The organism is Phocaeicola salanitronis DSM 18170 (assembly GCF_000190575.1).
GTDB classification, from domain to species: Bacteria; Bacteroidota; Bacteroidia; order Bacteroidales; family Bacteroidaceae; genus Phocaeicola; species Phocaeicola salanitronis.
Genome location: NC_015164.1, coordinates 1 through 26,066, shown reverse-complemented (window position 1 = coordinate 26,066; position 26,066 = coordinate 1). Strand labels below are relative to the sequence as shown.

Genomic DNA, 26,066 nt, shown 5'->3' with positions numbered 1-26,066 from the left:
TAGAATAATCATCTGCGAAAATCCGTGTTAATCCGCGTTTCTGAACTGACAGATGATATAACTAATTCTCAACATCTACTTAAACATGAAAGCCATGATATTTGCCGCCGGGCTGGGAACCCGGCTCAAGCCCTTGACCGACCGGATACCCAAAGCATTGGTTCCTGTAAACGGAATTCCCATGCTGCAACATGTCATCCTAAAGCTAAAGCAAGCCGGATTTACTGAAATCGTCATCAATATCCACCACTTTGGCGAACAAATCATCAGCTTCCTGCAAGCCCACCAGAACTTCGGCATTACGGTTCGTATCAGCGATGAAAGAGAAGAATTGCTGGATACGGGCGGAGGCATCAAGAAAGCCATTCCTTTCTTTAGCGGCAATGAGCCTTTTTTGGTACATAATGTGGATATATTGTCAGACACCGACCTGAAAGCCTTATACGATTATCACCGGCAAAGCACAAACGATGCAACCTTATTGGTCAGCCAACGGGAAACCTCACGCTACTTGTTGTTCGATAAAGACAATGCCCGCCTTTGCGGCTGGATAAACAAACAGACCCTGCAAACCAAGCCCAACGGTTTTACCTATCATCCCGAACAACACGAAGCGTATGCCTTCAGCGGCATCCACGTTATCTCCCCTTCCCTCTTCCGTTACATGGACGGGCATTGGACCGGGAAATTTTCCATTACCGACTTCTATCTTCAAACCTGCAAAGAAGCACGCATCGGTGGATACATAGCACAAAATCTTCACCTGATAGATATCGGAAAACCGGAAACATTGGCGCAAGCGGAAAAACTTTTTGAATGAAGAATGAAGAATTGTCTTCAGCCGAATGGCATTCTTCATTCTTCATTCTTAATTCTTCATTTAAAAAAGCTCCAGCTTGTTTTTCCGGGCTTCTTCCAGAGAGGTAAGTCTTACTTGTTTCTCTTTGTTGCCTTCGCGCAATGCCTCATATTCACCTGCCAATTCTTTTACAAAAGCATCATGCGTTGCCGGATTCAGCAAGCGGGCGGCAACGGGAGCATTCAGCGATGCATCTTTCATATAAATTACCGGCCCGTGATAGACCGGAGCTATCTTCAGTGCCGTATGAAGCTTTGAAGTCGTGGCCCCTCCAATCATCACCGGAATATGCACGCCGGCACGGTCGAGCTCGCGCACCACATGCACCATTTCCTCCAACGAAGGGGTTATCAATCCGCTTAATCCTACGATGTCGACTTTCTCACGTATCGCCGTTTCTACAATCTTCTCGGCGGGAACCATCACACCCAGGTCAATGATTTCGTAATTGTTGCACGCCATCACGACCGACACGATATTCTTCCCGATGTCGTGCACATCACCTTTTACCGTAGCTACCAGTACCTTGCCCGCCTTCTTCGCCCCTTCTTTCTTCTGCGCTTCGATGTAAGGCTGCAAGATGGATACCGCCTTCTTCATCGTGCGTGCCGTTTTCACGACCTGAGGCAAAAACATCTTGCCCGAACCAAACAGCTCCCCTACCCGGTTCATGCCTTCCATCAACGGGCCTTCGATGATACTCACCGCATCGGGGTATGTATGCAAAGCCTCTTGCAAGTCTTCTTCCAGATAATCGCCGATGCCTTTCACCAATGCGTATTGCAAACGCGAATCTACATCCGTGCCGTTTCTCCACGCCAGATGTGTCTCTGCTCCTTGCACGGCTCCGGCATTCTCTTTCTCCGTCTTCAGCTTCTCCGCCATTTCTATCAACCGTTCGGCTGCATCGGCACGGCGGTTCAGCACCACGTCTTCGATACGTTCCAAAATATCGGCAGGAATATCGGTATAAAGCACCGAAGATGCCGGATTGACGATGCCCATATCCATGCCTTGCGCAATCGCATGATAAAGGAACACGGCATGCATTGCCTCGCGGATGTAATTATTTCCCCGGAAAGCGAAAGACAGGTTGCTGACCCCGCCGCTGATATGCGCTCCCGGCAAGTTCTTCCGAATCCAGCCCGTAGCACGGATAAAGTCGACGGCATAATTGTTATGTTCTTCCATCCCCGTAGCTACCGCCAGCACGTTGGGGTCGAAGATGATGTCTTGCGGCCGGAAGCCTACTTGCTCCGTCAAAATCCGGTACGCGCGGCTACACACTTCTATCTTCCGCTCGTAGGTATCCGCCTGCCCTTTCTCATCAAAAGCCATGACAATAACCGCCGCTCCATAACGCTTGATGGTACGGGCACGTTCGATAAAGACCGCTTCGCCTTCTTTCAACGAAATGGAATTGACAATGCCTTTGCCCTGCACGCATTTCAGTCCGGCAAGTATCACATCCCACTTGGACGAGTCTATCATAATAGGTACGCGCGCGATATCGGGTTCCGATGCGATGAGGTTCAGGAAGGTGGTCATCTCCTGAGCGGCATCCAGCAGACCGTCGTCCATATTGATGTCAATCACCAACGCTCCGTCCTCCACCTGCTTGCGGGCGATGGACAAAGCTTCCTCGTATTTTTTTTCATTAATCAGCCGAAGGAACTTACGCGAACCTGCCACATTACACCGCTCGCCTACGTTGACGAAATTGATTTCGGGCGTAACTTCCAGCAATTCCAAGCCCGAAAGCCATAAATACTTCGAAGCATCGACCCGTTGATGCGGTTTTCTGCCTTCCACCAGCGAAGCAAACCGCCGGATATAGGCTTCGGTCGTTCCGCAGCATCCACCGATGATGTTCACCAAGCCCTCATCGATGTACTCTTTTACTTCCCCCTCCATTTCTTCGGGAGTCTGGTCGTATTGTCCCAGCGTATTGGGAAGCCCGGCATTGGGATATGCACTGATATAATAAGGCGCGCGGCGGGCAAGTTGCTCCAGAAATGGTTTCAATTGACGGGCACCGAACGAACAGTTCAACCCGATAGAGAAGATATCGGCATGCTGTACCGAAGCCAGGAATGCGTCAAGCGTTTGTCCCGAAAGGGTACGTCCGCCCGTATCCGAGACCGTGACCGAAAGCATCAGAGGCACCTTGCGGCCGCATCGCTCCATCGCCTGTTCTGCGGCACAGATAGCCGCCTTCGCATTCAAGGTATCAAAAATGGTTTCTATCAGAATCGTGTCTACCCCACCTTCCAGCAATGCCGTCATCTGTTCCAGATAAGCCCCGGCAAGCCCGTCGAAGGTCAGGGCACGGTAAGCAGGATTGTTCACATCGGGACTCATCGAGCAGGTCTTGTTGGTAGGGCCTACCGACCCTGCCACCCAACGCGGCTTCTCCGGATTCTTTGCCGTATATTCATCGGCAAGCCGGCGTGCCAGACGTGCCGCCTCACGGTTGATTTCCGCACAATACCCTTCCAAATGATAATCTGCCATCGACACACGGGTGGCATTGAAGGTATTGGTCTCGATAATATCGGCACCGGCATCCAAATACTTGCGATGTATATCTGCTATCACATCCGGACGGGTCAGACACAACACATCGTTGCATCCTTTCAACATGCCGGGCACCTCGCGGAACCGTTCTCCACGGAAATCCTCTTCCGTCAGTCCGTATTGCTGAATCATGGTTCCCATCGCCCCGTCCAGCACCAAGATACGTTCGTTTATCTGTTCTTGTATTGTTTTCATTGCTTCTTATTATAAGATTGAACACAGAGACACGAAGCCACAGAGTTTTTTCTTAATAAAAAAGCTCCAAGTATCAAACTCTGTGCCTCCGTGCCTCTGTGTTCAAAATCATTTCTACACTCACCGTTTAAACATCCGGTCCATCATCCGCTTGTCTTCTTTCTCCTTCAGGCTCTGGCGCTTGTCGTATTGCTTCTTTCCTTTGGCAAGGGCAATGACCACCTTTGCCAGCCCCTTCTCGTTGATATACATACGGGTAGGCACGATAGTGAATCCCGGCTCTGCCGAAGTGCGTTCCAGCTTGCGAAGCTCTTTCTTCGTAAGCAGGAGCTTGCGGTCACGCCGTGCCGCATGATTGTTGTACGAACCGTAAAAGTATTCGGCGATGTGCATGTTCTTCACCCACAACTCGCCGCGCGAAAAGAAACAGAACGTATCGACCAGGCTCGCCTTGCCCTGACGGATAGACTTGATTTCGGTACCCGTCAGCACGATGCCTGCCGTATAAGTGTCGATAAACTCGTAATCGAACGAGGCACGTTTGTTTTTGATATTTATGTTGCTTGCGTTTGTTTTCATCTTCAATTCAAAATTACAGACAATTGATTAAACACATATTCTATCAGCATCGGGCAAAACAGGATAACCAATGTAGCCACAAGCGTAAACGGTATCTGCCAGGCTTGCGAAAGCATAAGCCAGCGGCGCGCGCCCTCGAACACCACAAAGACGGTGTACACCTGCAATATCCAATGAAGCAAGGCGATAGAGAACAAGCCGCTTACAATAGTCAACACAAAAGTCACCACCATCGAATAGCCCGTGAAGACCTGCATCTTTCCACGCATGCTTCCCGCTTTCAGCCAATGGACGGCAAGCTTATCCAGCACGTATGCCGAAAGAAAGAAGCCGCCGAACAAGGCTACAGCCACCGCACAACACCGCGTCAATGCCACTTGAAACATCAGCGAAGAAAATTCCCTGCCGATAAACACGCCGATGAACTCGGACAATCCGCAAAGACCTATCAACGGGTAAACAAACCCTGCCTGGATGTCGTGCGCTCCTCCACGCTCCCGTATCTCGTCCCATGCCTTGCCCGGAGCCGACAAGAGGGTCCATATCTGATGAAATAATCCTTTATAATTCAAAACTCTCTTATTTTTGTTTCATACTCGAACTGCAAATGTACAAAAAAGATTGGAATAAACGCACATATATAAAAATAAAGCCGGACAAAAGATGTCCGGCTTTAATAATATGCACTTAGAATAAAATAGAATAAATTATTCTTCAGATGAACCAGATCCGTTATTAGCCATATACTGGTTGTAATAGTCTACATACGTTTGATAATTAATTTCAAATGTATTGTCTGAAACTCTATTGCTATCATAACTTCCATCAATCGAATTTTGCTCAAATGCAATCACGATACGGTCAGGAGTACCACCAATAGTTGAAGCATAAGCCTGCAATGGAGCTGATATATCAAAATGCTCAATACCCATTGTCGGATCACTCATAAATTCATCATCCGCTTGCAAATCTGCAATATAATGACGCAAATGCAATGTCATTGCCCCGTTTTGGAAATCTTCTGTAGCATTATAATACAATGTAAAACTATGTGCTTCCAATTCAGCATTAACTTCATCATCATCATCTCTATCAACAGTTCTTATCCGATAAAATACTGGAAGGAACATTTCGTTCAAGTTAAAAAACATTATACGAACTTCATTTCCAAAATAGCTATAATTCACATCGCTTACGGGTGCATTCGCATTTTCTTCCACCGGAGACTGAGCCACCATTTGTCCGTCTTTTACAGAATAATATCCTAATACCGTTATATCCCAATTCTTACTATTCTCCAAGTCTTGTGTATCTCCATCCGCTGTAGCAGTCAGCCACGTATAATTAGAATATTTATTTATATTTTCCAGCCCTGTCTGATTAAGGGGAGTCAAAGTAAGCCCTGTAGGCAACGAAAACGAATAAAGTCCCAGATAGTTTGTAACTCTTGCAAAAGAATTAATGCCAGTCACATTACTCACTTCTCCACTATCCAAGCAAGACGTAAACCCTAACATCGATACCAGTGCCATCGCAAGCACACCCAATTTAAATTTTTTCATGTTCTTCCTTTATTGATTTTACAATGAATTTGATTAATATTTTTAGTTAGAATGCAAAGATGCTGAAAATACTGCACGGGGATATCGGGTTTAACATTCTTTTGCAAACAAAATCTTATTCCCTGCATTCCGCCCGCACTTGGGAAACTACGGAAAACGCATCTGCCTGCGTTGGCTTACGCAGGCGGCTGCATCCGCCCACGCAAGCGGTTGCATCGGCTTACGCAACCGCATGCGTTTTTACCCGTGTCCGCATGCCTGCATCTCCTTTATTATATCTGTGTCTGCAAATGCATAACAGATACCTTCGGAGAGGCTTATTCCCCTTCTTTTACAATCAAGGCGAAATCTTCGAGATGCCCGTCTACATAACGCGCCACCTGTCCGGTCACCTCCTCTTCCATATCCATGAACTGCTCTTCGAGGTCGTCGAACTCCTCATACCGTTCGTACATCGCCATAAACTCGTCCTCATCGCGTTCCTGCTCCAAGTCCTCCCGGTGCGCGTCGTATATCTTCTTCGCCTCGTACACCAGCTTCGAAAATTCCTTTGCCCCCATCAGGCGCATCGCCTTGGCAAAAGGGTTGAGGAAAATATACGGGCCGTATCCGTTCTGGATGAGCTGCACGAAGCCGCCTTCGTTCACTTCCTCGCAAAACAGGCGGTAGCCCAAAAGCGTATGCTGCCATCCGTTAAGCAGAGGCATCGCATCGGCATCGACCTGTCCGCCCGTCACTTCCAGATAGCGGTCGGTAAATACCCGCAAGAACTCGTCCATGCCTTCGCCCGCCGCCCGGCGCAAGGCCTCATCGCTTACTGTAATCTTTTTTTCTTCTTCCATTGATTATTCATTTAAACGCAGAGACGCAAAAGCGCAAAGTTTTTTTTCATTTACAATAGAAATATCCTCTGGTTCTTTGCCTTCTCTAAAAATAAACCTCCACGTCTTTGCGTCTCTGCGTTCGATTTACATATAAATAGAAATCACGCCGCAAAGATACAGCTTTCCCTTCACATACGAAAAAGATTTTGCCAAGCTGACATTGCAAAATGGCGGACAGGGTAAAAAATATCATTAAAATGTAACAAAAAGTTCGCCGTGTGCCGTTGCACAAATCAAGAAAACGACTAACTTTGCATGCGGATTTAAGGGAATGCCCTTAAACCTGAAGTATTGAAACTACTTATTTTTTATTACTCAATAAAAACGTAACGAATATGACTTATTCACACGAAGTTGAACACATGTGTTGTGTCGCAAAAGGACCCAATCACGGTCCGGCTCCAATTCCTGAAGAAGGGAAATGGATTCAGGCAAAAGAAATCAAAGACATTTCAGGTTTGACCCACGGTGTGGGATGGTGTGCTCCTCAACAGGGTACTTGCAAACTGACGCTGAACGTTAAGGAAGGCGTTATCGAAGAATGTCTGGTAGAAACTATCGGTTGCTCGGGTATGACTCACTCAGCTGCTATGGCATCTGAAATCCTGCCGGGCAAGACTATTCTGGAAGCTTTGAACACCGACTTGGTTTGCGACGCTATCAATACAGCCATGCGTGAACTGTTCCTGCAAATCGTTTACGGCCGTACCCAGTCAGCTTTCTCAGAAGGCGGTTTGATGATTGGTGCAGGTTTGGAAGACTTAGGCAAAGGCCTCCGCAGCCAGGTAGGTACACTGTACGGAACAAAAGCGAAAGGTACCCGTTACCTCGAACTGACCGAAGGTTACATCACCCGCATGGCTTTGGATAAAGACAACCAAGTTATCGGTTATGAATACGTTCACATGGGCAAATTCATGGAACAAGTGAAGAAGGGTGTTGACGCAAACGAAGCATTGAAAGCCGTTACAGGCACTTACGGACGCTTCAAACCCGAACAAGGCGCAGTTAAATATATTGACCCACGTAAAGAATAATAGGAGGACACAGATTATGATTAGACCAGTACAGTTTGAAAGTCAAGACCGTCGTATGAAGCAGATTTTGGCTGCATTGAACGAAAACGGCATCAAAGACATTGAAGAAGCTAACAAGATCTGTGAAGAAGCAGGCCTCGACCCATACCTGACTTGTCAGGAAACGCAAGGTATCTGCTTCGAAAACGCTAAGTGGGCTTACGTTGTAGGTTGCGCCATCGCACTGAAGAAAGGTTGCAAGAACGCCGCAGACGCTGCCGAAGCTATCGGTATCGGTTTGCAATCGTTCTGTATTCCGGGTTCTGTAGCCGATGACCGTAAGGTAGGTTTGGGCCACGGAAACTTGGCAGCCCGTCTGCTCCGCGAAGAAACTCAGTGCTTTGCCTTCTTGGCAGGTCACGAATCATTCGCTGCTGCCGAAGGTGCTATCAAAATCGCCGAAATGGCAAACAAAGTACGTACTAACCCGTTGCGTTGCATCTTGAACGGTTTGGGTAAAGATGCCGCCATGATTATCTCTCGTATCAACGGCTTTACATACGTTCAGACTAAGTTCGATTACTTCACAGGCGAATTGCACATCGTAAACGAAACTCCGTATTCAGACGGTCCTCGTGCAAAAGTAAAATGCTACGGTGCTGACGACGTACGTGAAGGTGTAGCTATCATGTGGCACGAAAACGTAGACGTATCCATCACAGGTAACTCTACCAACCCGACCCGCTTCCAACACCCGGTAGCTGGTACTTACAAGAAAGAACGCGTGCTTGCCGGTAAGCCTTACTTCTCAGTAGCATCAGGTGGCGGTACAGGTCGTACACTGCACCCGGATAACATGGCTGCAGGTCCTGCTTCTTACGGTATGACCGACACATTGGGCCGTATGCACTCAGACGCTCAGTTCGCAGGTTCTTCATCAGTTCCCGCTCACGTAGAAATGATGGGCTTCCTCGGTATCGGTAACAACCCGATGGTAGGATGTACTGTAGCTTGCGCCGTTAATGTGGCTTTGGCTCTGAACAAGTAATTTCAGTTACTATATTATAAGGAAATCCCTGTAACACTTGGATGTTACGGGGATTTTCTATATCCACAACCATACATAGATTAAAGGCAGCCCCCCTAATCTGTTGGCAAACGTATTTGAAGAGAATGCTCCTATAATTAAAAAAGGATAATCCGATACTCAATATCAGATCATCCTCTCTGCCAAATAGGAGTTAAAATTGAATGCCTCTTAACCTCATCAATCAGCCTTCTATCTCGCTCAATTCCAACCAACGCATGGTTTTCTCGTCGAGTTCCTCATTCAAGACCGGCAGGCGTTTCGATTTTTCGGTCAATTCTTCAACCCCTAACGCACCACTGCAAAGCGCTGTTTCTATCGACTTCTTCTCTTCTTCGAGCGCAGCTATCTCTTGCTCCAATTGCTCGAACTCCTTGCGTTCTTTGAATGTCATGCGGCGTTTGCCTTCGGGACGCTCACGCTGAGGTTTCTTTTCCCTCTTCGGCTGCGGAGAAGCTTCTTTCTCATGAACAGCTTTAGCTGCTTTCCATTCACGGTAATCGGTATAGTTCCCGGGAAAGTCACGAATGTCGCCTTGCCCGTTGAATACCAGCAAGTGGTTGACCACCTTATCCATAAAATAGCGGTCGTGGCTTACCACAATTACACACCCCTTAAAATGCTGCAAGTATTCTTCCAGCACTTGCAGGGTTACAATATCAAGGTCGTTTGTCGGCTCGTCCAATACCAGAAAATTAGGGTTCTTCATCAGAACCATACACAGATATAGCCGGCGACGCTCTCCCCCACTCAACTTATACACATAATTATGTTGCTTTTCGGGCGAGAAAAGAAAATGTTGCAGAAACTGAGAAGCAGTAAGCCGCTTTCCGTTTCCCATTTCAATGACCTCTGCCACCGATGTGATGACGTCAATCACCTTCATCTGCTCATCGAACTTCAGCCCTTCTTGCGAATAATAGCCAAAGCGTACGGTTTCGCCGATATCGAGCGTTCCGCTATCCGGTTTTTCCAACCCCATCAGAATCTTGATAAAAGTGGACTTACCGGTACCATTATTGCCGATAATGCCCATTTTTTCGTAACGGGAAAAGATATACGAAAAATCATCCAATATCGTAAGGTCGCCGAAACGCTTGCACAAATGGTCTGCCTCGAAAATCTTCGAGCCGATATAAGAAGCTTTTACATCCAACTTCACGTTGGCATCATACATGCGCTGCTTGGCAACCTTTTCCAATTCGTAGAACGCTTCTTCCCGATAACGGGCTTTATGCCCCCGCGCTTGAGGCATCCGGCGCATCCATTCCAATTCGGTACGATACAAGTTATTGGCACGGGCTATTTCGGCATTGGTCGCATCCATGCGTTCTTGCCGTTTCTCCAAATAATAACTGTAATTGCCTTTATAAGAATAAAGCCGGCAATTATCTATTTCCATGATTTCATCGCATACACGGTCAAGGAAATAACGGTCGTGCGTCACCATCAGCAAACTGAGCTTAGAACGGCTCAGGTATCCTTCCAGCCACTCGGTCATATCCAAATCCAAATGGTTGGTCGGCTCGTCCAAGATAAGCAAATCCGGCTCGGTAATCAACACATTGGCAAGAGCGACACGTTTCAACTGCCCTCCGGAAAGGTGTTTGACTTGCTGGTTGAAGTCACGGATTTTCAATTGCGAAAGGATTTGTTTCACCTGACGTTCGTAATCCCATGCTTTTTCATGTTCCATCTGTTCCAGTAACACGTCCAGTCCCGGATTGCCCGGCGTAGCCATGCAACGCTCGTATTCTTTAATGACTTCCGCTACAGCATTTCCATGCGAAAAGCAAGCTTCCAATACGGTCAATTCTTCAGGGTAAACAGGGCTTTGTTCCAAATAACCTACACGCAAATCGCGCCGGTAAGTGATTTGACCTCCGTCATATCCTTCCTTGCCTGCCAATATATTCAATAAGGTAGTCTTTCCGCTTCCGTTTTTCGCTACCAGCCCGATGCGCTGCCCTTGGGCAACTCCAAACGAGATATTCTGAAACAGAAGCAAGTCACCAAATGACTTCGTCAAATTCTCTACTTGCAAATAAGAGACCATAGAACTTTTAATTAAGAATGAAGAATGAGGAATGAAAAATGAAGAATGAAGAATCGTGTAATGCGTCAGTTGATTCTTCATTCTTAATTCTTCATTTTTCATTTAGAAAGCGCTTTCTCTACTTCAGTGCGGATACGCAAGTATTCGTCTTTCAAATTACAGGTTTTTCCGTTCCGCACGGCATCCCACACAAGCTTTGTAGGATAAACCATTACTTCGGTATCAGCGAAACGCAAAGCAGGATATTCTTGTTTTCCGTCAATGACCGTCACCCAGTCCATCCCGTCCATTTCATTTACCAATATCGTACCGAACGCGATACCGAAACTTTCCCATGCCTGACGCTGTTCAGACTTAAAGCGTCCGCTATCCATCACCTGCTGAATACGGTCGATGTCCGCCTCACATCCGGTAAAATCTTTCGTCAATTGCTTTTTGATGGTTAATACCGCCCAATCGTATGCTTCATTGATTCCATTGATTTCAAGTATTCGTACCGGTATGACCGCTTTCCACGATTTTTCGTCATCTCTCCGTACACGAAGCGAAGCGATAATTTCTTCCGCAACCTTGATATTTTCTCCTTTAACCACTGTAAAAGAACATTCCACCGACACGGCGCCCTGCCCCGTAATCCAGAAATGAGTCGTGTACCAGTTCCCGTTTTCTTGAAAACTCTCAGCCCAATACACACACTTCCAATTTCCTACCTGAACCGGCTTTGCTCCACGGGTATGTGCCAATTCATCCTCCATGCATTCTTTCGCATAGCCACGGCTTTCACCCCGATAAGCAGAAATACGGAAATTCCCAGCCCACTTGTCCGGATTATAAAACAAGAAACTATCTTCAGCGTCTTCTGACTCACACCATCCGAACGGATATGTCAACGCAAACCACGAACCGGGCGAAATATAAGTTCTATTCGTTGATAGTTGAAAGTTCATAAACAATCGTTTAAATTACCGGACCGCAATGCATTCTACTTCTACCAGCGCACCTTTCGGCAAAGCCTTTACAGCTACAGCCGAACGAGCCGGATAATCTCCGTCGAAATACTTGGCATATACCGCATTCATATCGGCAAACAAAGCCATATCAGCCAAGAAAACCGTTGTCTTTACAATATGGGCAGTGGTCAAGCCAGCCTCTGCCAAAATATTCTTGATATTTTCGAATGACTGAGTGGTCTGCTCTGCTACTCCTCCGGGAGCAAATTCGCCCGTAGCAGGATCAACGGGCAATTGTCCCGATACAAAAACCATTCCGTTCGCTTCAATAGCCTGGCTATACGGACCGATAGCAGCAGGTGCCTCCTCTGTAAAAATCACTTTCTTCATTGTATTCAACTGTTAAATTAATAAATCGAATTCCCACTTTGAAAATCCACCGCTAAATTAGCATTTTTCCAGCAATCAGCGGGACATTTTGAAAAAAAATTAACGAGATTCATAGAAGATATAAAAAAAATGCGTACTTTTGTCCTGTCAAATATGTGAGAAAAGGCAATACGTTTTGTAAACCTCACTTCAAAAACTAATCAAACAATAATCTTTAAATCCGTAATTATTGACAAGTGTAATACGCACCGAAGAACGTTTGTGTGTATAAACGATTCAAGCTCTTACACTTACAAATATTACACAATTCATTACAACCTATACTTATGTATAACATTATTCAATTGAACGACAAAGATTTGTCAGAATTGCAACAGATTGCCAAAGAGTTGGGTCTGAAAAAAACCAGTACCTTACAAAAAGAAGAACTGGTATATCGTATTCTAGACGAACAAGCTATTGTAGGAGCGACTAAAAAAGCAACTACCGGAAAAACAAATGAAGAACGTAAAGAAGGACAACCCCGCAAACGTTCACGCATCAGTGTAAAAAAAGAAGGCGACAAGGTATATACCGCCACTAAAGACAAAGCACAAAAACTGGAAGCAAGCACCCCCCCATTACCCGCACCGGCACCTTTATTTAAAACAGAAAATGTGATTGCCGCAACCGGGACGTCAGAAAACCAACCTGAAACAGTTCCTGCTCCAGAAAATGAAGAGAAACCGAAACCAAAACGCGGAAGGAAGCCGGGAAGCAAGAACAAAAGTTCGGTAGAAAAAGAACAACCGCAAGTCTCCAACGATATAGAGAACACAATACCCGAACAGACGGAAGCTTCCCCTGCCATGCCTGACAATGCTGAACTACCAGAATTGAACATGGACGAAGGCGATGACTTTATCGCTATCGAAGACCTTCCTTCTGAAAAAATTGAATTGCCAACCGAATTGCTGGGCAAATTTGAAGCGACAAAAATGGAGCAACCGATTGTTCCTGACAAAGACAACAAATCCAACAACAACCGTTATCAATCACGCCAGCAACGTCACAATAACCGCCAAGCTAACGGACGACCCAACCAACCCGCACAAGCGTCTGCCGACACCCCGCAAGCAACAGCAGCGGCACCAGAAGCCGCAACAGCCAAACCAGCAGAAAAACTTTACGAATTTGATGACATTCTTAAAGGCTCGGGCGTGTTGGAAATCATGCCGGACGGATACGGATTCCTCCGCTCTTCAGACTACAATTATCTTTCATCTCCCGATGACATTTATGTTTCCCAGTCACAAATCAAGTTATTCGGACTAAAAACCGGAGACGTGGTAGACGGAACAATCCGACCGCCTAAAGAAGGCGAAAAATATTTCCCATTGGTAAAGGTGTCAAAGATAAACGGCCTGCCGCCTGAATTGGTACGCGACCGTGTTCCGTTCGATCATCTGACACCCCTCTTCCCTGACGAGAAATTCAAACTTTGCAAAGGATATGACGACAACCTCTCCGTACGCATCGTAGACTTGTTCGCTCCTATAGGCAAGGGACAGCGTGCATTAATTGTAGCACAACCCAAAACCGGTAAAACAATCTTGATGAAAGACATTGCCAATGCCATAGCTGCCAACCATCCGGAAGTGTACATGATTATGTTGCTTATCGATGAACGTCCGGAAGAAGTAACCGACATGTCACGCAGTGTCAACGCAGAAGTCATAGCCTCTACTTTCGATGAACCGGCAGAACGTCACGTAAAGATTGCGGGAATTGTATTGGAAAAAGCCAAACGCATGGTAGAATGCGGACACGATGTCGTCATCTTCCTTGACTCCATCACCCGTTTGGCCCGTGCATACAACACGGTTTCACCTGCATCGGGCAAAGTATTGTCGGGTGGTGTAGACGCCAATGCACTGCACAAGCCCAAACGTTTCTTCGGTGCCGCACGTAATATAGAAGGAGGAGGTTCACTGACCATTATCGCTACAGCATTGATAGATACCGGCTCAAAAATGGATGAAGTAATCTTTGAAGAATTCAAGGGTACAGGTAATATGGAATTGCAGCTCGACCGGAACCTGAGCAACAAACGCATCTTCCCTGCAGTAAACCTTACGGCTTCCAGCACGCGCCGCGACGACCTGCTGCTTGATAAAACCACACTCGACCGCATGTGGATTTTACGCAAGTTTTTGGCAGACATGAATCCGATAGAAGCCATGAATTCGGTAAAAGAACATCTGGAAAAAACGAAAGACAACGATGAATTCCTGATGAGCATGAACTCATAAAACACGGCAGCCCGTGTAAACTTAAATGACCGCACGAATTAATAAAAACGTGCGGTCATTTAAGTTTACACGGGCTGCCGTGTTTTCAATCATCAATGTCAATTACCCGGAACTTATAATCAAACGTAATCTCCCAATGATTGGAAAGTTTGATTTCATACTCCTTCCCGTCACGTTCGATTTGCAAGATTTTGGCATCGGGATACGTAGAAGTCACATACGAACGAATCTCCGCCGGTATCGCCTGCACAGGCACTTCGGAAGCCTTACATTGGATTTCCGTCCAATCGCCCGACTTATCGAACTCCAATTTCTCGCCATTCGTAAAAATCACATCATACGATTTATAGAACAATCCGGACTCCATCTTTGCCAATGCCACTTTATGCTCCTTGAAATACGTTGTAATAAAGGTCTGCGCTTTCGTAGGCAACTGTCCGATTTGAATCGGCTTGTCATTATCCGCCCACGCCATTGACTGCACTCCCAACACACAAATCAACATCAAAATCCATTTTTTCATATACCATCCGTTTTTACAAGTTAATACTATTTTTCTCTGAGCCTATCACAAAGATGAAGAGGGATTCTGAAAAGATTTTGAAATTTCGAAGCAATGCAAGTCTTTTTCATAAAAATAACGGATTTGCAATTGGCTCATCTTACAAATGGTGTCCGCCAAAGCCAACCCCAGTCCGGTAGAACCTTCTTTCTTCTTTCCTTGATAGAAACGTTCGAAAATGCGTTTGCCGTCCAATGCCTCACTACCCGTATTCCGGATTACAAAAGCCTGCCTGCTGGTTTCAATTCGGATAACCCCTCCGTCCACATTATGCACAAAAGCGTTTTTCAGCAGGTTTGTGACCAGAACCGTAGCCAGCGAATCGTTCATTTCCACACAAAACGATTCCTTCAGTTCCATTTCCACCCGAATCTTCCGATAGGCATATACTTCCCGATAATCATCCACGTAATGCTTCAGCAATTCATTCAGGCAAACCTGATGCCTGTCCATGTATTGTCCGTTCTCTATCTTGCACAAGAGCAACAACGAACGGTTCATGCGAGTCAGGTTTTCAAGTGTACGATGGGTTTTTATCAATTCTCCCAACTGCCGTTCGGACAAGCTTTCATCCTCCATCAACATCTCCAGCCGGTTGCGGCATATCGCCAACGGTGTCTGCATTTCGTGCGAGGCATTTCCGATAAACTGCTTTTGCTGCTCGAAAAGCTTTTCATTCCGCTCCGCAAATTCCGAAACCGTCTCGTTCAGATGGTGGAATTCCGTAATTTTAGTCTGATTATCCAACGGCTCGTTCGGATGTCCCAACTGATAACGGTCCAGCCACCCCAACAAACGGTATAAAGGCTTCATGTTACGCCGGTACACCCATGCCGTAATCAATAATATGACCAATAAAAGCAAGACATACAAAAATACAATCCAACCCAATATGGCACGTTGCAAATCCATTTTCTCTATCGTCGGAGTATATACAACCAACTCCATATAACGGTCGTTGGACGCACGGAAAATCGTAATCAGCACCCGTGCAGGCTCTTCCTCTCTTTTCTCGGTAATATACACCATCTCATCCCGGTAAGTAATTTGGGGATACGCCGCCGCATACTCCTTGCTCACCTCATACAAGTAATACTGGTTATTCGAGCCATTACTCGTATCAGGCATTTTCTCTCCCAGCAAGGAACGCACAATGAGCTGCTCGGAGTAATCTTCGAGCGAATCATCGACTTCATCGTTCACTTCTTCTATAATAGCCATATAGAAAAGCCCTGCCCACACAGTAAAGACAACAACCAAAGCCAATGACAAACGCCATAATACCAGATGAAACAGTTTCATTCGACCACAAATTTATATCCGAAACCGTACACCGATTTCAACTCAGGCGTAGCTCCCGCATCTTTCAGGCGCTTCCTTAAATTCTTGATTTGCGCATATATGAAGTCAAAATTATCCACCTGGTCGATATGGTCACCCCACACCGATTCAGCAAGCGTGTTTTTATTAACCAGCCTCCCCGGACGCGACATGAAATAATACAGGATATCATATTCTTTCCGGTTCAGCTCTACCTGCTTCCCGTTTATCATCACACGGAACTGATCGGGATAGACCTCAATGTTACCCACTTGCATCTTGTGCTCGCCCTCCCGCTGGCTCCGCCGGAACAAGCTTTTCAGCCGTGCATGCAGCTCTGCCAGATGAAACGGTTTCGGCAAATAGTCATCCGCGCCCAAATCCAATCCAACGACCTTATCTTCTATAGAATCTTTCGCCGACAAGATAATCACATTGGTACGCTTGCCCAAGGCTTGAAGTTCTTTCAACAAGTCCAGCCCGTTTCCGTCAGGAAGCATAATGTCCAACAGTATGCAATCGTAATCATAATCTTCTATTTTCAACAAAGCGGTCCGGTAATCGGGAGCTTGCGAAACCACATAACGCTCCTTCTCTAATGAACGGGTCGTTATTTCCCGCAAGTCTTGATCATCTTCTACTATCAGTATTTTCATAAGCCATCTTCTTTTTTACAAAAATAGACTTTCTGCAGAAAACGACAAATAAAAACGCAGACAAATGTGCAAAACACATTTATCTGCGCAAAACAAACAACAACCTCGCCCTTATTCGATATCGCTTTCTTCTGATGACATACTTATGTCTTTCGCCTCTTCAGGCACTGGCTGTTCCATATTTTCGAACACCCATGTCTGTTCTCCGTAAATAGCTGAATTGACTTTCATCTTGATGCCGTCAGCTTCATCCAAAGGCAATGTATTCAAGTTATAACAAACCACCTCTTCATACGGATTGAATACATCAGTCGTATCACCATAGGTATTATACCGGTACTCCAAATGAATATAACCGTCCTCTCCGATTGCCGGTTCATCCGCCCGTTTCACCAAACTGACACGGTGCTTTTTGTCTATAGGCAACTTCATTTTAAACAGCATATTCATATAGCCTCCGGCTACCCATGCATCAAGCACATACGCCGGATGGTTGGCAAACTCCGCTTCATTGGCGTCAGTCAGCTCTTCAACGGTCTTGGTCAGGAAGGGACGAAGCTGCTGCGGCTTGATGCCCACATCGTATCCATAATAGTTATCATACAACGGATTGAAGACCAATAAGCCACGGGTACCTTCGGACAAACGGTATCCCCAAACAACCGATGCCGCAGGAAACATCGTTCCCCAAGTATCTCCTGTAAATGTATACACACCGTCGCTCTGTACATGCACCGTCACCCAATCGTATGCTATATCACCGATTGAATACCCGTCTCCGTCATCACACGAAGCCTGAAACAGACCCAATACCAAAGCACAGACCCATAATCCGCATTTCATTATCTTTTTCATAAGCGTTTCTTTTTATCGTTTCAATTAATAAAGAAAGAAAAAAGCCGAATACTGCATGCATTAAGAAAAATTAAGATAGAGAGTACCTTTTCAGTACAGGTGCCTGTGCCATCAGGAAAAGACAGCTACCCGTTACAATTGTAACGCCGTAACTCTTTCCGAGGGCATACTCATTTATGTGCATTTCCCCCCCCGGACATATATGCGTAGCCCGATGCTGATAGTTGCGTGTACCTTGGAAAGCAACTGAAAAAATAAGAGGATATGCCAAAACTGACACATCCTCTTATGCATTCTATCAAAAAGCCTCTCTTAAAGACTTTAGAAATAACTCTTAGCGGGCAGCCGAATCACTTGCCGCAGGAACCGTTTCCTGTTCAGCCGCATTCTGCTGGGGAGCGGCAAAGCCTTCCGGAGCATTCAGCGGATTCGTCTTCTGTTCTTCTACAGCCTGATCCATAATCACTGAAGAACCTTCTACTGCACTCGGAATCACGTAAGCTGCAGCGATACTGACTACTACCATGAACACAGCCAATCCCCATGTAAGTTTCTCTATGAAATCGGTAGTCTTACGCACACCCATAATCTGATTTGAAGCGGCAAAACTGGAAGCAAGCCCGCCTCCTTTTGAATTCTGTATCAATACAACAAAACACATCAATACAGATGCCAACACAATCAATCCAACTAATAAATAATAAAACATTTTTCCTTATTTTGATTTAGCGTTAATAATCAGTTTTTCCAAAAATCTTATTTGGTCTGCAAAGTAAGCATTTTTTTTTGGATATTTCAAATTTAATTTTTTAATAATTTCAAGAGCCTTCTCATAACGGTGCTGCTTGACATAAATTTTAGCCAAAGTTTCAGTGAAATACTGCTCATCAGAGTCCGGTTCTTCTAACGCTTCCGATTGTTCCTCCACATCTTCTGTATTTTCCTCTCCGCCCTGCAAACATTCTTCTCCCCCTTCGTGCGAATGTTCGATAAACCGGTCTATCAGTTCCTGCCCTTTCAATGGAGCCGTTTTTTCCAGTTCTGCTTCTTCGCGCATCAAAACAGATACATAATCCACATTCGTTTCAAGAGGTAAAGGCAAATCGTCTCCCAATTGTTCCGGCAGCTCCGACAAGAAACGGTCTATCAAATCCAACGTCCTGTCCGGACCGCCTGCCTTCTCCGCTTCTTCCCGCTGCTCTTCACGATGCTTGCCGACTGCCAAGCGTCCACTTTCAATGAAATAAAAAAGCACACTCAAATCGGCGATGTAAAGCGCACTTTTCTGCAGTTCCGATTTAAAAGACGCATCACCCAGCACATACAAATTCTTCAGGTAAAGCAAACGAGCAGTCTGAAAATAAGGATAACGCGCCAACAACTCCCGCAAGTCGCACAAGCTGTCTGCCGATAATTCTTCAGGATACTGAATCCATTGTTGTAAACGTTGTTGTAAGTAACTGCTCATAATTAATCTATCTAACAAAGATTCACCACGGAGGGCACAGAGGGACACAAAGTTTTTAATTTTCCTCTGTGATGCCCTGCTTCCTCTGTGGTGAAATATCAATTAATTCCGCACACACACTTTATCATTGCATATTCCCAATTACCAATTTGCAACGGTCGCGTTAAAAATTTGGTCCACGATTTCATCAATCATTTCATCGACCAACCCTTCCTGCACCGAAGAAAGCTGCTGGCTGGCGTCATACTCACGGCTCGCGGAAAACTGCTGCTCGAAATCTTCCGCATGGTTCGTATTGTTTACAAAACGCACATTGACCGTCATTCTTAATTCTGCCATGGTAGAATAACCGTCCGATCCTACACCTTTATTATATGCGTCATAGTTCGTAATTTCACCCGACAGTTCCAAGTCTCCTCCCTGACGAGTTTGTTTCAAACGGGTCTGCCGCATATAAATATCCTGCAACGCAGTATTGAACATCGACTCCATCGGGCCCCACACGAAAGCAGCCGAACGGTTCGGGAAATTCTCAAATGAAATGGTCTTTACCTTATCATAGTTAATAGACGCTCCATTAAATTTATATGAAATAGAACACGCCGCCAACACACACGCAAAACCTGCACACAAACTGATAAATTTACAATACTTCTTATTCAAGCCCATATTCTTTTATTTTTCGATAAAGCGTACGCTCAGATATCTTTAAATCAATAGCCGCATTTTTCCGCTTTCCATGATGACGTTCCAATGCTTTGCGAATCATATTCCTCTCCACTTCGTCCAAAGACAAGTTTTCTTCTACATATTCTTCCGGTTCCTGCACTTCCGGTTCTTCAACAGAAGCGGCATGTACCGGAGGAGCACTAACCGCAGACACCGGATTAACCACTACCGGAGATTCCGGAACTACATTCACCATATTTTGCAAGTAATGCACCGTTGTATCCGAAGGATGACTGACCGGAGTTCCCGACCGCTCTGCCATAATATCATGAACCAGTTTCTTCAATTCCGTCACATCCCGGCGCATATCAAACAAGACCTGATATAAAATCTCCCTTTCGCTTTCAAAGCTTTTCTTGTCGCCCGACGGACGCATGCCGAACAGTGCCGGCAAACGGGATTCAGGCTGAGGAGGCAGATAGTTCTGCAATATATCTGGAGTAATGTCACGGTTTGTCTCCAAAATGGAAATCTGCTCCGTAATGTTTTTCAACTGACGGATATTTCCGGGCCACGGATAATGCACCAACATCTGTTTTGCCTCTTCGGTCAATTGAATTGCCGGCATGTGGTATTTCTCGCCGAAATCTGACGCGAATTTCCGGAACAGCAGCACAATATCATCCGGACGTTCGCGCAATGGCAATACTTTGATAGGGACCGTATTCAGACGGTAATACAAATCCTCGCGGAAACGCCCGTCAGCAATAGCCGTCGAAAAGTCCACATTGGTAGCAGCCACAATACGGACATTGGTCTTTTGCACTTTCGATGAACCTACCTTTATATATTCTCCGGATTCCAATACACGCAACAGACGCGCTTGCGTAGATAAAGGCAATTCTCCTACTTCGTCCAAGAAAATGGTTCCTCCGTCCGCTTCGGCAAAATAACCGTTCCGGTCACTGATGGCTCCGGTAAAGGCTCCTTTTTCGTGCCCGAACAATTCGGAATCAATCGTCCCTTCCGGTATAGCACCGCAATTCACTGCAATATACGGTCCATGCTTCCGCCGGCTGAACTGATGGATAATCTGAGGAAAACTTTCTTTTCCCACACCGCTCTCGCCTGTCACCAAAACCGACAAGTCTGTAGGCGCGACCTGCATGGCTATATCAATGGCACGGTTCAGCCCCTCGGTATTTCCGATAATGCCAAACCGCAACTTCACATTCTGAATCTCTGTCTTATTCATATTTCGAAATATTCTGATAGGACAAAAATACAAAAAACTTAGAATCCAAACAACTTTGCCCGTTTTTTATTAGAATCCTGTCCGTATCATAAAGCGGATGCCCCACTCGTTCGCAGTAGGCAAATCATTATAAGTCAACCGGCGTACGTATTCCACATGAAATAACTTGAAGATGTTATGGATGCCGACCGTAATCTCTACGTACGGCTTATGAGGATCCATTACATAGCTGGAATAATCATAGCCTCCGTTCGCATTATAATGCCCCGGAAACATCATCAGTACATCGTCATTCCGATTCTGTTCCAAAAACGGATTGTTCTTGTCCGTCAATTTCCCCCACAGGCATTTTACCCCGAAGAACTCACGCCATTTCAGTTCCTTCAACAAAGGAATCCGGTTGAACAACTTGCCCTGCATATTCCACGACAACTCAAGAGAAGCATAGCGGTCGTTCAGGAACTCCATATTATTAATCAAGTTGAAAGTTTCGTCTTCGAGGATATACGATAAGTTGGCGGCCGGCATAATCAGCAAAGGGAAAGGAACTTTATTCCATTGGATGCCTCCTTTTAAATGCGCATCAATATTCCCCCAAGAGCTTAACCAAAAACGCTTGTACGCGCTGACCTCGGTCACATTGTATGTATAATCTCCTCCCAACACCCCTTTCAATGCCAGCGTATGCTGAAGGGTAAACACCGGAGCATCCAAGTTGACAGGGATACGGCGCTGCTTGGTATTGACAAAAGTCTCACCGGGAGCATAACGGAATGCCAACGAAGCTTCTGCCACCGTAATGTCATGCGTATTAAACGGAGAACGCACCCAATCGATACCCGACAAGGCACCGCTTTCCAAGGCAGACTGCAACTGGGATTCGCCTGCCATGGTCCGGTAAAACAACTTCCCGCAAGGCTCATAATTGGCATACCGCAAAGTAGCCGTAGTCTTGAACCCGAATTCCCGTTCACGCTCATACTTAATGGTTGCCTTGCGCTCGTAGTTGTACTGGTCTACCGTACATACTTTGAATGAGGTAAACACATTGTCTTTATCTGTATTTACAAACTTATCCGAAGGCAGCATGTTGTCATACTGATAAGTGAATGTCAACGAATGTTTCGGAAATTCACGAGGCAGATACTCTTTCTTGTCAAACGAATATTCCACCTCACCCATGTATTTCGACCGATGGTCTTTGAAGCCATAAGCATAATAACCTTTCAGGAACAGGTTCGGATGCAAATTGGCGGTCGTTTGCGCCGAAGCGCGCAAGCGCAACCCGTCAATATAATTCGAAGATATCATGGTGTTAATCGGCCCGATGTCTACCTTACTGTCCGGCGTACTGGTCTCCACAAAGTTCTCGATAAAAGCCTTCAGCACAAACATGATGTACTTGAATCCCTTAATCTTTGCCAAATCATCCACAAAATTCCCCATACGGCTCTCCGACTGGGTTAAGTCTTCTTGCCGGTACTTGCTCCAGAATTCCTTATCACGCATCATTGCGTTTACATCCTTTATTTCCTTTCCTTTCTTATCAAACAAGGCATCGGGCAAAGGCTCAAAGTTAAAATCAAAATACCGGGTTGTGCGCCTTACCAGAAAAGAGCCTAGCAATTTCTGCAGGTATGACATCTCGCACAGCATATCGTCTTCCATCAATGTCCATTCACCTGTAGACAACTCCCCGAACTTTTGGTCAATAATCATGTTATCGACAAAATTGATATCCGTTTTCTTCGGAAGATTCAGCCGGCACTGCTTTACCCGATAGGTAGAGTCCGCCAGAATATACAAACTTCCCGTAAAGCCGAAATCCTGCGAATTATTAGGCACGAACGACAAGCGGAAACACTTGTCCCGTTCCACATAAATGGTATCCATGATATAGAATTTATAGAAACGGATTCCAGCCTCCGATATAGGACTGTCAAACGGATATTGCAAAAAGCGAAAGCGGTCCTGATAAATATCGATATCCTGAAACACATCCTTCAACACCGTAGAAAGCATCTCTCCTGTGCTGAACAGCTCATTCACGCCCGAAGAGTTCATTCCGCGGATATACGTTTTCTCCGAATGCGGCTCTTTCCGGTAAACTTGCTCGGATACCGTTTCATCTACCGAAAGCGGAAGAATATGCTTTCCGGTCACATCGCACTCTTCTACCTGGTCACGGAAAAAAGGATACTTCTTAAACAGCCATGATTGCTCTAAAGTATCGGCTGTAATATTATTCTTGGCAAATGTAATTTTCTGGTATTTATTATAACTATAAAAATCTTTCTGTTTCAGGTCTGTCCTCCGTTTTGATGCGATGACTTTCCGTATCATCTCCACCGCCGGATTGTTCTTGCGCGAATATTTTTCCTTCTTGGGGCGTATGATTACCTCGTCCAGCACTTGATCCACCTCCCTCATGCTTACATTCAGTTCGCCCGTCTTTGCCGAAACGATAATCTCTTGTGTTTCATACCCTACCATAGAGAAAGTCAGCTTTGTCCATCCCGCATGATAAGAAATCTTGTATTTCCCGTCCATATTGGTAACGGTACCTACTCCTTTCCCGTCATAATACACATTCAAATAAGGAATAGGCTCACCCGTACCCGCATCAACGACTACCCCATAAATTTGGGCAGACATCTTCAAGATACTGGAAAACCCTATTAATATAATAAGGAGTAATTGTTTCACCATCTTCAAAATCTTATACGCTTTATTCTAAACCGAAAACGGAAGCGAAATTACACCATTTTCCCGTTTCTTACAAATCAAACCCTCCGAAAACCCATAAATAAACCGTCTTTTATGTAGCATTAACCATTATTATATTTCATACGACACCCTCCTGACCGATGCCCGCGCATATAGCATAGAGAATCTTTTAACTTCCTTAAGAGCCTGTTTAAATTTTACCCAAACTTATTTTGCGAATTGCTTTCAAGGATGTTTTTCTGATTTTATGAGGAGAATAGCGGGCTATCTGACGAATAAAATCGGGAAAACAGACCGGAAACAAACGAAAAAGAACCTGATAGAATATTACTTTATTGGAAAATTTAAACAGGCTCTTACTTTATTGGAAAATTTAAAACAAGCTTCAAATCCTCAAAAACAAAAGAGGAATACTTTATACTGTAATATCAGTATCTAAGTATCCCTCTTCGTGATTCCGGAGCGATTCGAACGCTCGACCCACGCCTTAGAAGGGCGTTGCTCTATCCAGCTGAGCTACGGAACCCCTTTTCTCAATTGCGAGTGCAAAAGTAAGCTTTTCTTTGGAAATATGCAATTTTTTCAGACTAAAATATTCGTAAAAAACTCATCCTTGGTGCAAACTAGCTTCAATCTTTTCCAATTCCTGCCTGAAAGCCTTGTCCACTTCCACTTGGTCCTTGACAATTTTACATGCATGCAAGACCGTGGCATGGTCTTTATTGCCAATCAGCTGACCAATTTTCCCGGAAGACACATCGGTATGTTTTTTAGCCAGATACATGGCTATCTGACGCACCTGAACCACTTCGCGTTTCCGAGTCTTGGTATGAATAACCGAGACATCGAGCTGGTAATGGCTACATACCTTTTCAATGATATCATTAACAGTAAGCGGTTTGATTTCGGAGCAACGGACCGCCTTCTGAACAATATGCTGTGCCAAATCCAAATTAATTTCACGCTTCAGCTGAATGGAATAAACCAGCAAAGAGTTGACAATACCCTCCAACTCGCGCACACTCTCATTTACATTCTCGGCAATGTAATTAATAACAGCATCCGGAATATTCAAGCCGTCCCGGCGTATCTTACTACGCAAAATATTCTTACGCAAATCAATATCGGGCCGTTCCAGCTCAGCAATCAGCCCCCATTTGAAACGGGTCAACAAACGGTCTTCTATCCCTTGCAACATCACCGGAGCACGGTCAGAAGTCAAAATCAGCTGTTTACCATTCTGATGCAAATGATTGAAGATATGGAAAAAAGTATTCTGGGTTTTTGTCACACCGGCAAACTCCTGAATATCATCAATAATCAAGACATCAATCTGCTGATAAAAAGTAATAAAGTCATTGAAATGATTAGTCCGTATTGAATCTGTATATTGAACCTGAAACAAATGCGCCGAAATGTAAAGCACCCGTTTTTCAGGATACAGCTCCTTAATGCGTGTGCCGATAGCATTAATCAAATGGGTCTTCCCTACCCCCGATGGTCCGTACAAAAACAACGGATTGAAAGTACGGGCAGGATTTTGAGCTACAGTCTCAGCCACAGTCAACGAAAATTCGTTACTGGTCCCCTTAATAAAGTTTTCGAAATTATAGTTCGGGTTCAAATGCGGGTCTAAATCCTGCACTACCGGCGCCTGCAACAAGGTTGGCGCTTTGTTCCCATTATAGACGGGTTTTGCCTCGGGCAAAGCAACCGACCGCTCCGTCCCTTTCATCTCGATGTCTATGTGGTTGGTATTATCAGTTACGATAGAATACATCAACTCCGTACCCTCACCTATTTCTTTATATAGGGCGGTCCGCAAGAGATCCACGTACTTTTCTTCCAGATATTCGTAAAAGAAAGGACTCGGAACCCCTATAGTCAATGCCTTCCCTTCGTATTTAATAGGGACAATAGGCTCGAACCATGTAGTAAAGGCTGTCGTATTCACGTTATCCTTAATGAAAGCCAGACAACGCTTCCATAATACAATAGCCTGATTGTTTTCAATCATATTTCAGTTTTTATTTTTAAGCAATACTTTTTTCGGAAAGCAAATTTCGGAATCAATTTCTATAAAAACAAATGCTTTTTCTCTTGTTTTT

At 45.2% G+C, this 26,066-nt stretch carries 22 protein-coding genes and 1 tRNA gene; 4 read left to right on the top strand and 19 right to left on the bottom strand.

Annotated features, from left to right (window positions below; genetic code table 11):
• Positions 1 to 85 precede the first annotated feature (85 nt).
• Complete coding sequence (locus BACSA_RS00120; protein ID WP_041583796.1) at positions 86 to 820, top strand: nucleotidyltransferase family protein; 735 nt, start codon at positions 86 to 88, stop codon at positions 818 to 820.
• Positions 821 to 880: 60 nt separating this feature from the next.
• Here the strand turns inward: BACSA_RS00120 and metH are convergent, their stop codons facing one another.
• The 5 genes from metH to BACSA_RS00095 all read right to left on the bottom strand — a co-directional run bounded on the left by metH (position 881) and on the right by BACSA_RS00095 (position 6,614).
• Positions 881 to 3,631, bottom strand: coding sequence for a methionine synthase (metH, locus tag BACSA_RS00115; RefSeq protein WP_013616099.1), 2,751 nt, complete (start codon positions 3,629 to 3,631; stop codon positions 881 to 883).
• 120 nt (positions 3,632 to 3,751) lie between these two features.
• The gene (smpB, locus tag BACSA_RS00110) at positions 3,752 to 4,210 is read right to left on the bottom strand and encodes an SsrA-binding protein (protein WP_013616098.1); all 459 of its coding nucleotides are present in this window, start codon (positions 4,208 to 4,210) and stop codon (positions 3,752 to 3,754) included.
• Positions 4,211 to 4,212: 2 nt separating this feature from the next.
• Positions 4,213 to 4,782: a YIP1 family protein gene (locus BACSA_RS00105; protein WP_013616097.1), complete on the bottom strand. Its 570-nt coding sequence runs from the start codon at positions 4,780 to 4,782 to the stop codon at positions 4,213 to 4,215.
• 135 nt (positions 4,783 to 4,917) lie between these two features.
• The gene (locus tag BACSA_RS00100; protein ID WP_013616096.1) at positions 4,918 to 5,772 is read right to left on the bottom strand and encodes a hypothetical protein; all 855 of its coding nucleotides are present in this window, start codon (positions 5,770 to 5,772) and stop codon (positions 4,918 to 4,920) included.
• A gap of 317 nt (positions 5,773 to 6,089) precedes the next feature.
• A complete protein-coding gene (locus BACSA_RS00095; RefSeq protein WP_013616095.1) occupies positions 6,090 to 6,614 on the bottom strand; it encodes a DMP19 family protein in 525 nt (174 codons plus the stop codon).
• A gap of 377 nt (positions 6,615 to 6,991) precedes the next feature.
• On the opposite strand from BACSA_RS00095, the gene BACSA_RS00090 reads away from it, so the two are divergent.
• Positions 6,992 to 7,693, top strand: a complete 702-nt coding sequence (locus tag BACSA_RS00090) for an iron-sulfur cluster assembly scaffold protein (protein WP_013616094.1) — start codon at positions 6,992 to 6,994, stop codon at positions 7,691 to 7,693.
• Positions 7,694 to 7,709: 16 nt separating this feature from the next.
• Positions 7,710 to 8,720 carry a GGGtGRT protein gene (locus tag BACSA_RS00085; RefSeq protein ID WP_013616093.1) on the top strand — a complete coding sequence of 337 codons (1,011 nt, stop codon included), beginning with the start codon at positions 7,710 to 7,712 and terminating at the stop codon, positions 8,718 to 8,720.
• 223 nt (positions 8,721 to 8,943) lie between these two features.
• Here BACSA_RS00085 and BACSA_RS00080 read toward each other — a convergent pair whose 3' ends face one another.
• The 3 genes from BACSA_RS00080 to BACSA_RS00070 all read right to left on the bottom strand — a co-directional run bounded on the left by BACSA_RS00080 (position 8,944) and on the right by BACSA_RS00070 (position 12,155).
• Entirely contained in the window at positions 8,944 to 10,815 is a 1,872-nt protein-coding gene (locus BACSA_RS00080) for an ABC-F family ATP-binding cassette domain-containing protein (protein WP_013616092.1), read from the bottom strand.
• A 98-nt stretch (positions 10,816 to 10,913) separates the two neighbouring features.
• Complete coding sequence (locus BACSA_RS00075; RefSeq protein ID WP_013616091.1) at positions 10,914 to 11,762, bottom strand: DUF3805 domain-containing protein; 849 nt, start codon at positions 11,760 to 11,762, stop codon at positions 10,914 to 10,916.
• A gap of 15 nt (positions 11,763 to 11,777) precedes the next feature.
• The gene (locus tag BACSA_RS00070) at positions 11,778 to 12,155 is read right to left on the bottom strand and encodes a RidA family protein (RefSeq protein WP_013616090.1); all 378 of its coding nucleotides are present in this window, start codon (positions 12,153 to 12,155) and stop codon (positions 11,778 to 11,780) included.
• A 326-nt stretch (positions 12,156 to 12,481) separates the two neighbouring features.
• On the opposite strand from BACSA_RS00070, the gene rho reads away from it, so the two are divergent.
• Entirely contained in the window at positions 12,482 to 14,446 is a 1,965-nt protein-coding gene (rho, locus tag BACSA_RS00065) for a transcription termination factor Rho (protein WP_013616089.1), read from the top strand.
• An 85-nt stretch (positions 14,447 to 14,531) separates the two neighbouring features.
• Here the strand turns inward: rho and BACSA_RS00060 are convergent, their stop codons facing one another.
• The 11 genes from BACSA_RS00060 to dnaA all read right to left on the bottom strand — a co-directional run bounded on the left by BACSA_RS00060 (position 14,532) and on the right by dnaA (position 25,975).
• Positions 14,532 to 14,969: a PepSY-like domain-containing protein gene (locus BACSA_RS00060; protein ID WP_013616088.1), complete on the bottom strand. Its 438-nt coding sequence runs from the start codon at positions 14,967 to 14,969 to the stop codon at positions 14,532 to 14,534.
• A gap of 45 nt (positions 14,970 to 15,014) precedes the next feature.
• Positions 15,015 to 16,310 (bottom strand): sensor histidine kinase, encoded by a 1,296-nt coding sequence (locus BACSA_RS00055; RefSeq protein ID WP_013616087.1) that lies wholly within the window; start codon positions 16,308 to 16,310, stop codon positions 15,015 to 15,017.
• Entirely contained in the window at positions 16,307 to 16,984 is a 678-nt protein-coding gene (locus BACSA_RS00050; protein ID WP_013616086.1) for a response regulator transcription factor, read from the bottom strand. Before BACSA_RS00050 ends, BACSA_RS00055 begins: the two co-directional genes overlap by 4 nt.
• Before the next feature lie 111 nt (positions 16,985 to 17,095).
• A complete protein-coding gene (locus BACSA_RS00045; protein WP_013616085.1) occupies positions 17,096 to 17,839 on the bottom strand; it encodes a NigD1/NigD2 family lipoprotein in 744 nt (247 codons plus the stop codon).
• Positions 17,840 to 18,173: 334 nt separating this feature from the next.
• Positions 18,174 to 18,548 (bottom strand): preprotein translocase subunit SecG, encoded by a 375-nt coding sequence (gene secG / locus BACSA_RS00040; RefSeq protein WP_013616084.1) that lies wholly within the window; start codon positions 18,546 to 18,548, stop codon positions 18,174 to 18,176.
• Between the two features lie 6 nt (positions 18,549 to 18,554).
• Positions 18,555 to 19,307 (bottom strand): hypothetical protein, encoded by a 753-nt coding sequence (locus BACSA_RS00035; protein ID WP_041583795.1) that lies wholly within the window; start codon positions 19,305 to 19,307, stop codon positions 18,555 to 18,557.
• A gap of 141 nt (positions 19,308 to 19,448) precedes the next feature.
• Positions 19,449 to 19,976, bottom strand: a complete 528-nt coding sequence (locus BACSA_RS00030) for an LptE family protein (protein WP_013616082.1) — start codon at positions 19,974 to 19,976, stop codon at positions 19,449 to 19,451.
• Complete coding sequence (locus BACSA_RS00025; RefSeq protein WP_013616081.1) at positions 19,963 to 21,231, bottom strand: sigma-54 interaction domain-containing protein; 1,269 nt, start codon at positions 21,229 to 21,231, stop codon at positions 19,963 to 19,965. The genes BACSA_RS00030 and BACSA_RS00025 overlap by 14 nt, the downstream gene beginning before the upstream one ends.
• Positions 21,232 to 21,300: 69 nt before the next feature.
• A complete protein-coding gene (locus BACSA_RS00020; RefSeq protein ID WP_013616080.1) occupies positions 21,301 to 23,940 on the bottom strand; it encodes a DUF5686 and carboxypeptidase-like regulatory domain-containing protein in 2,640 nt (879 codons plus the stop codon).
• Positions 23,941 to 24,410: 470 nt separating this feature from the next.
• Positions 24,411 to 24,484 (bottom strand) — tRNA-Arg (locus BACSA_RS00010).
• A gap of 81 nt (positions 24,485 to 24,565) precedes the next feature.
• Complete coding sequence (gene dnaA, locus BACSA_RS00005) at positions 24,566 to 25,975, bottom strand: chromosomal replication initiator protein DnaA (protein ID WP_013616079.1); 1,410 nt, start codon at positions 25,973 to 25,975, stop codon at positions 24,566 to 24,568.
• Positions 25,976 to 26,066: the final 91 nt, after the last annotated feature.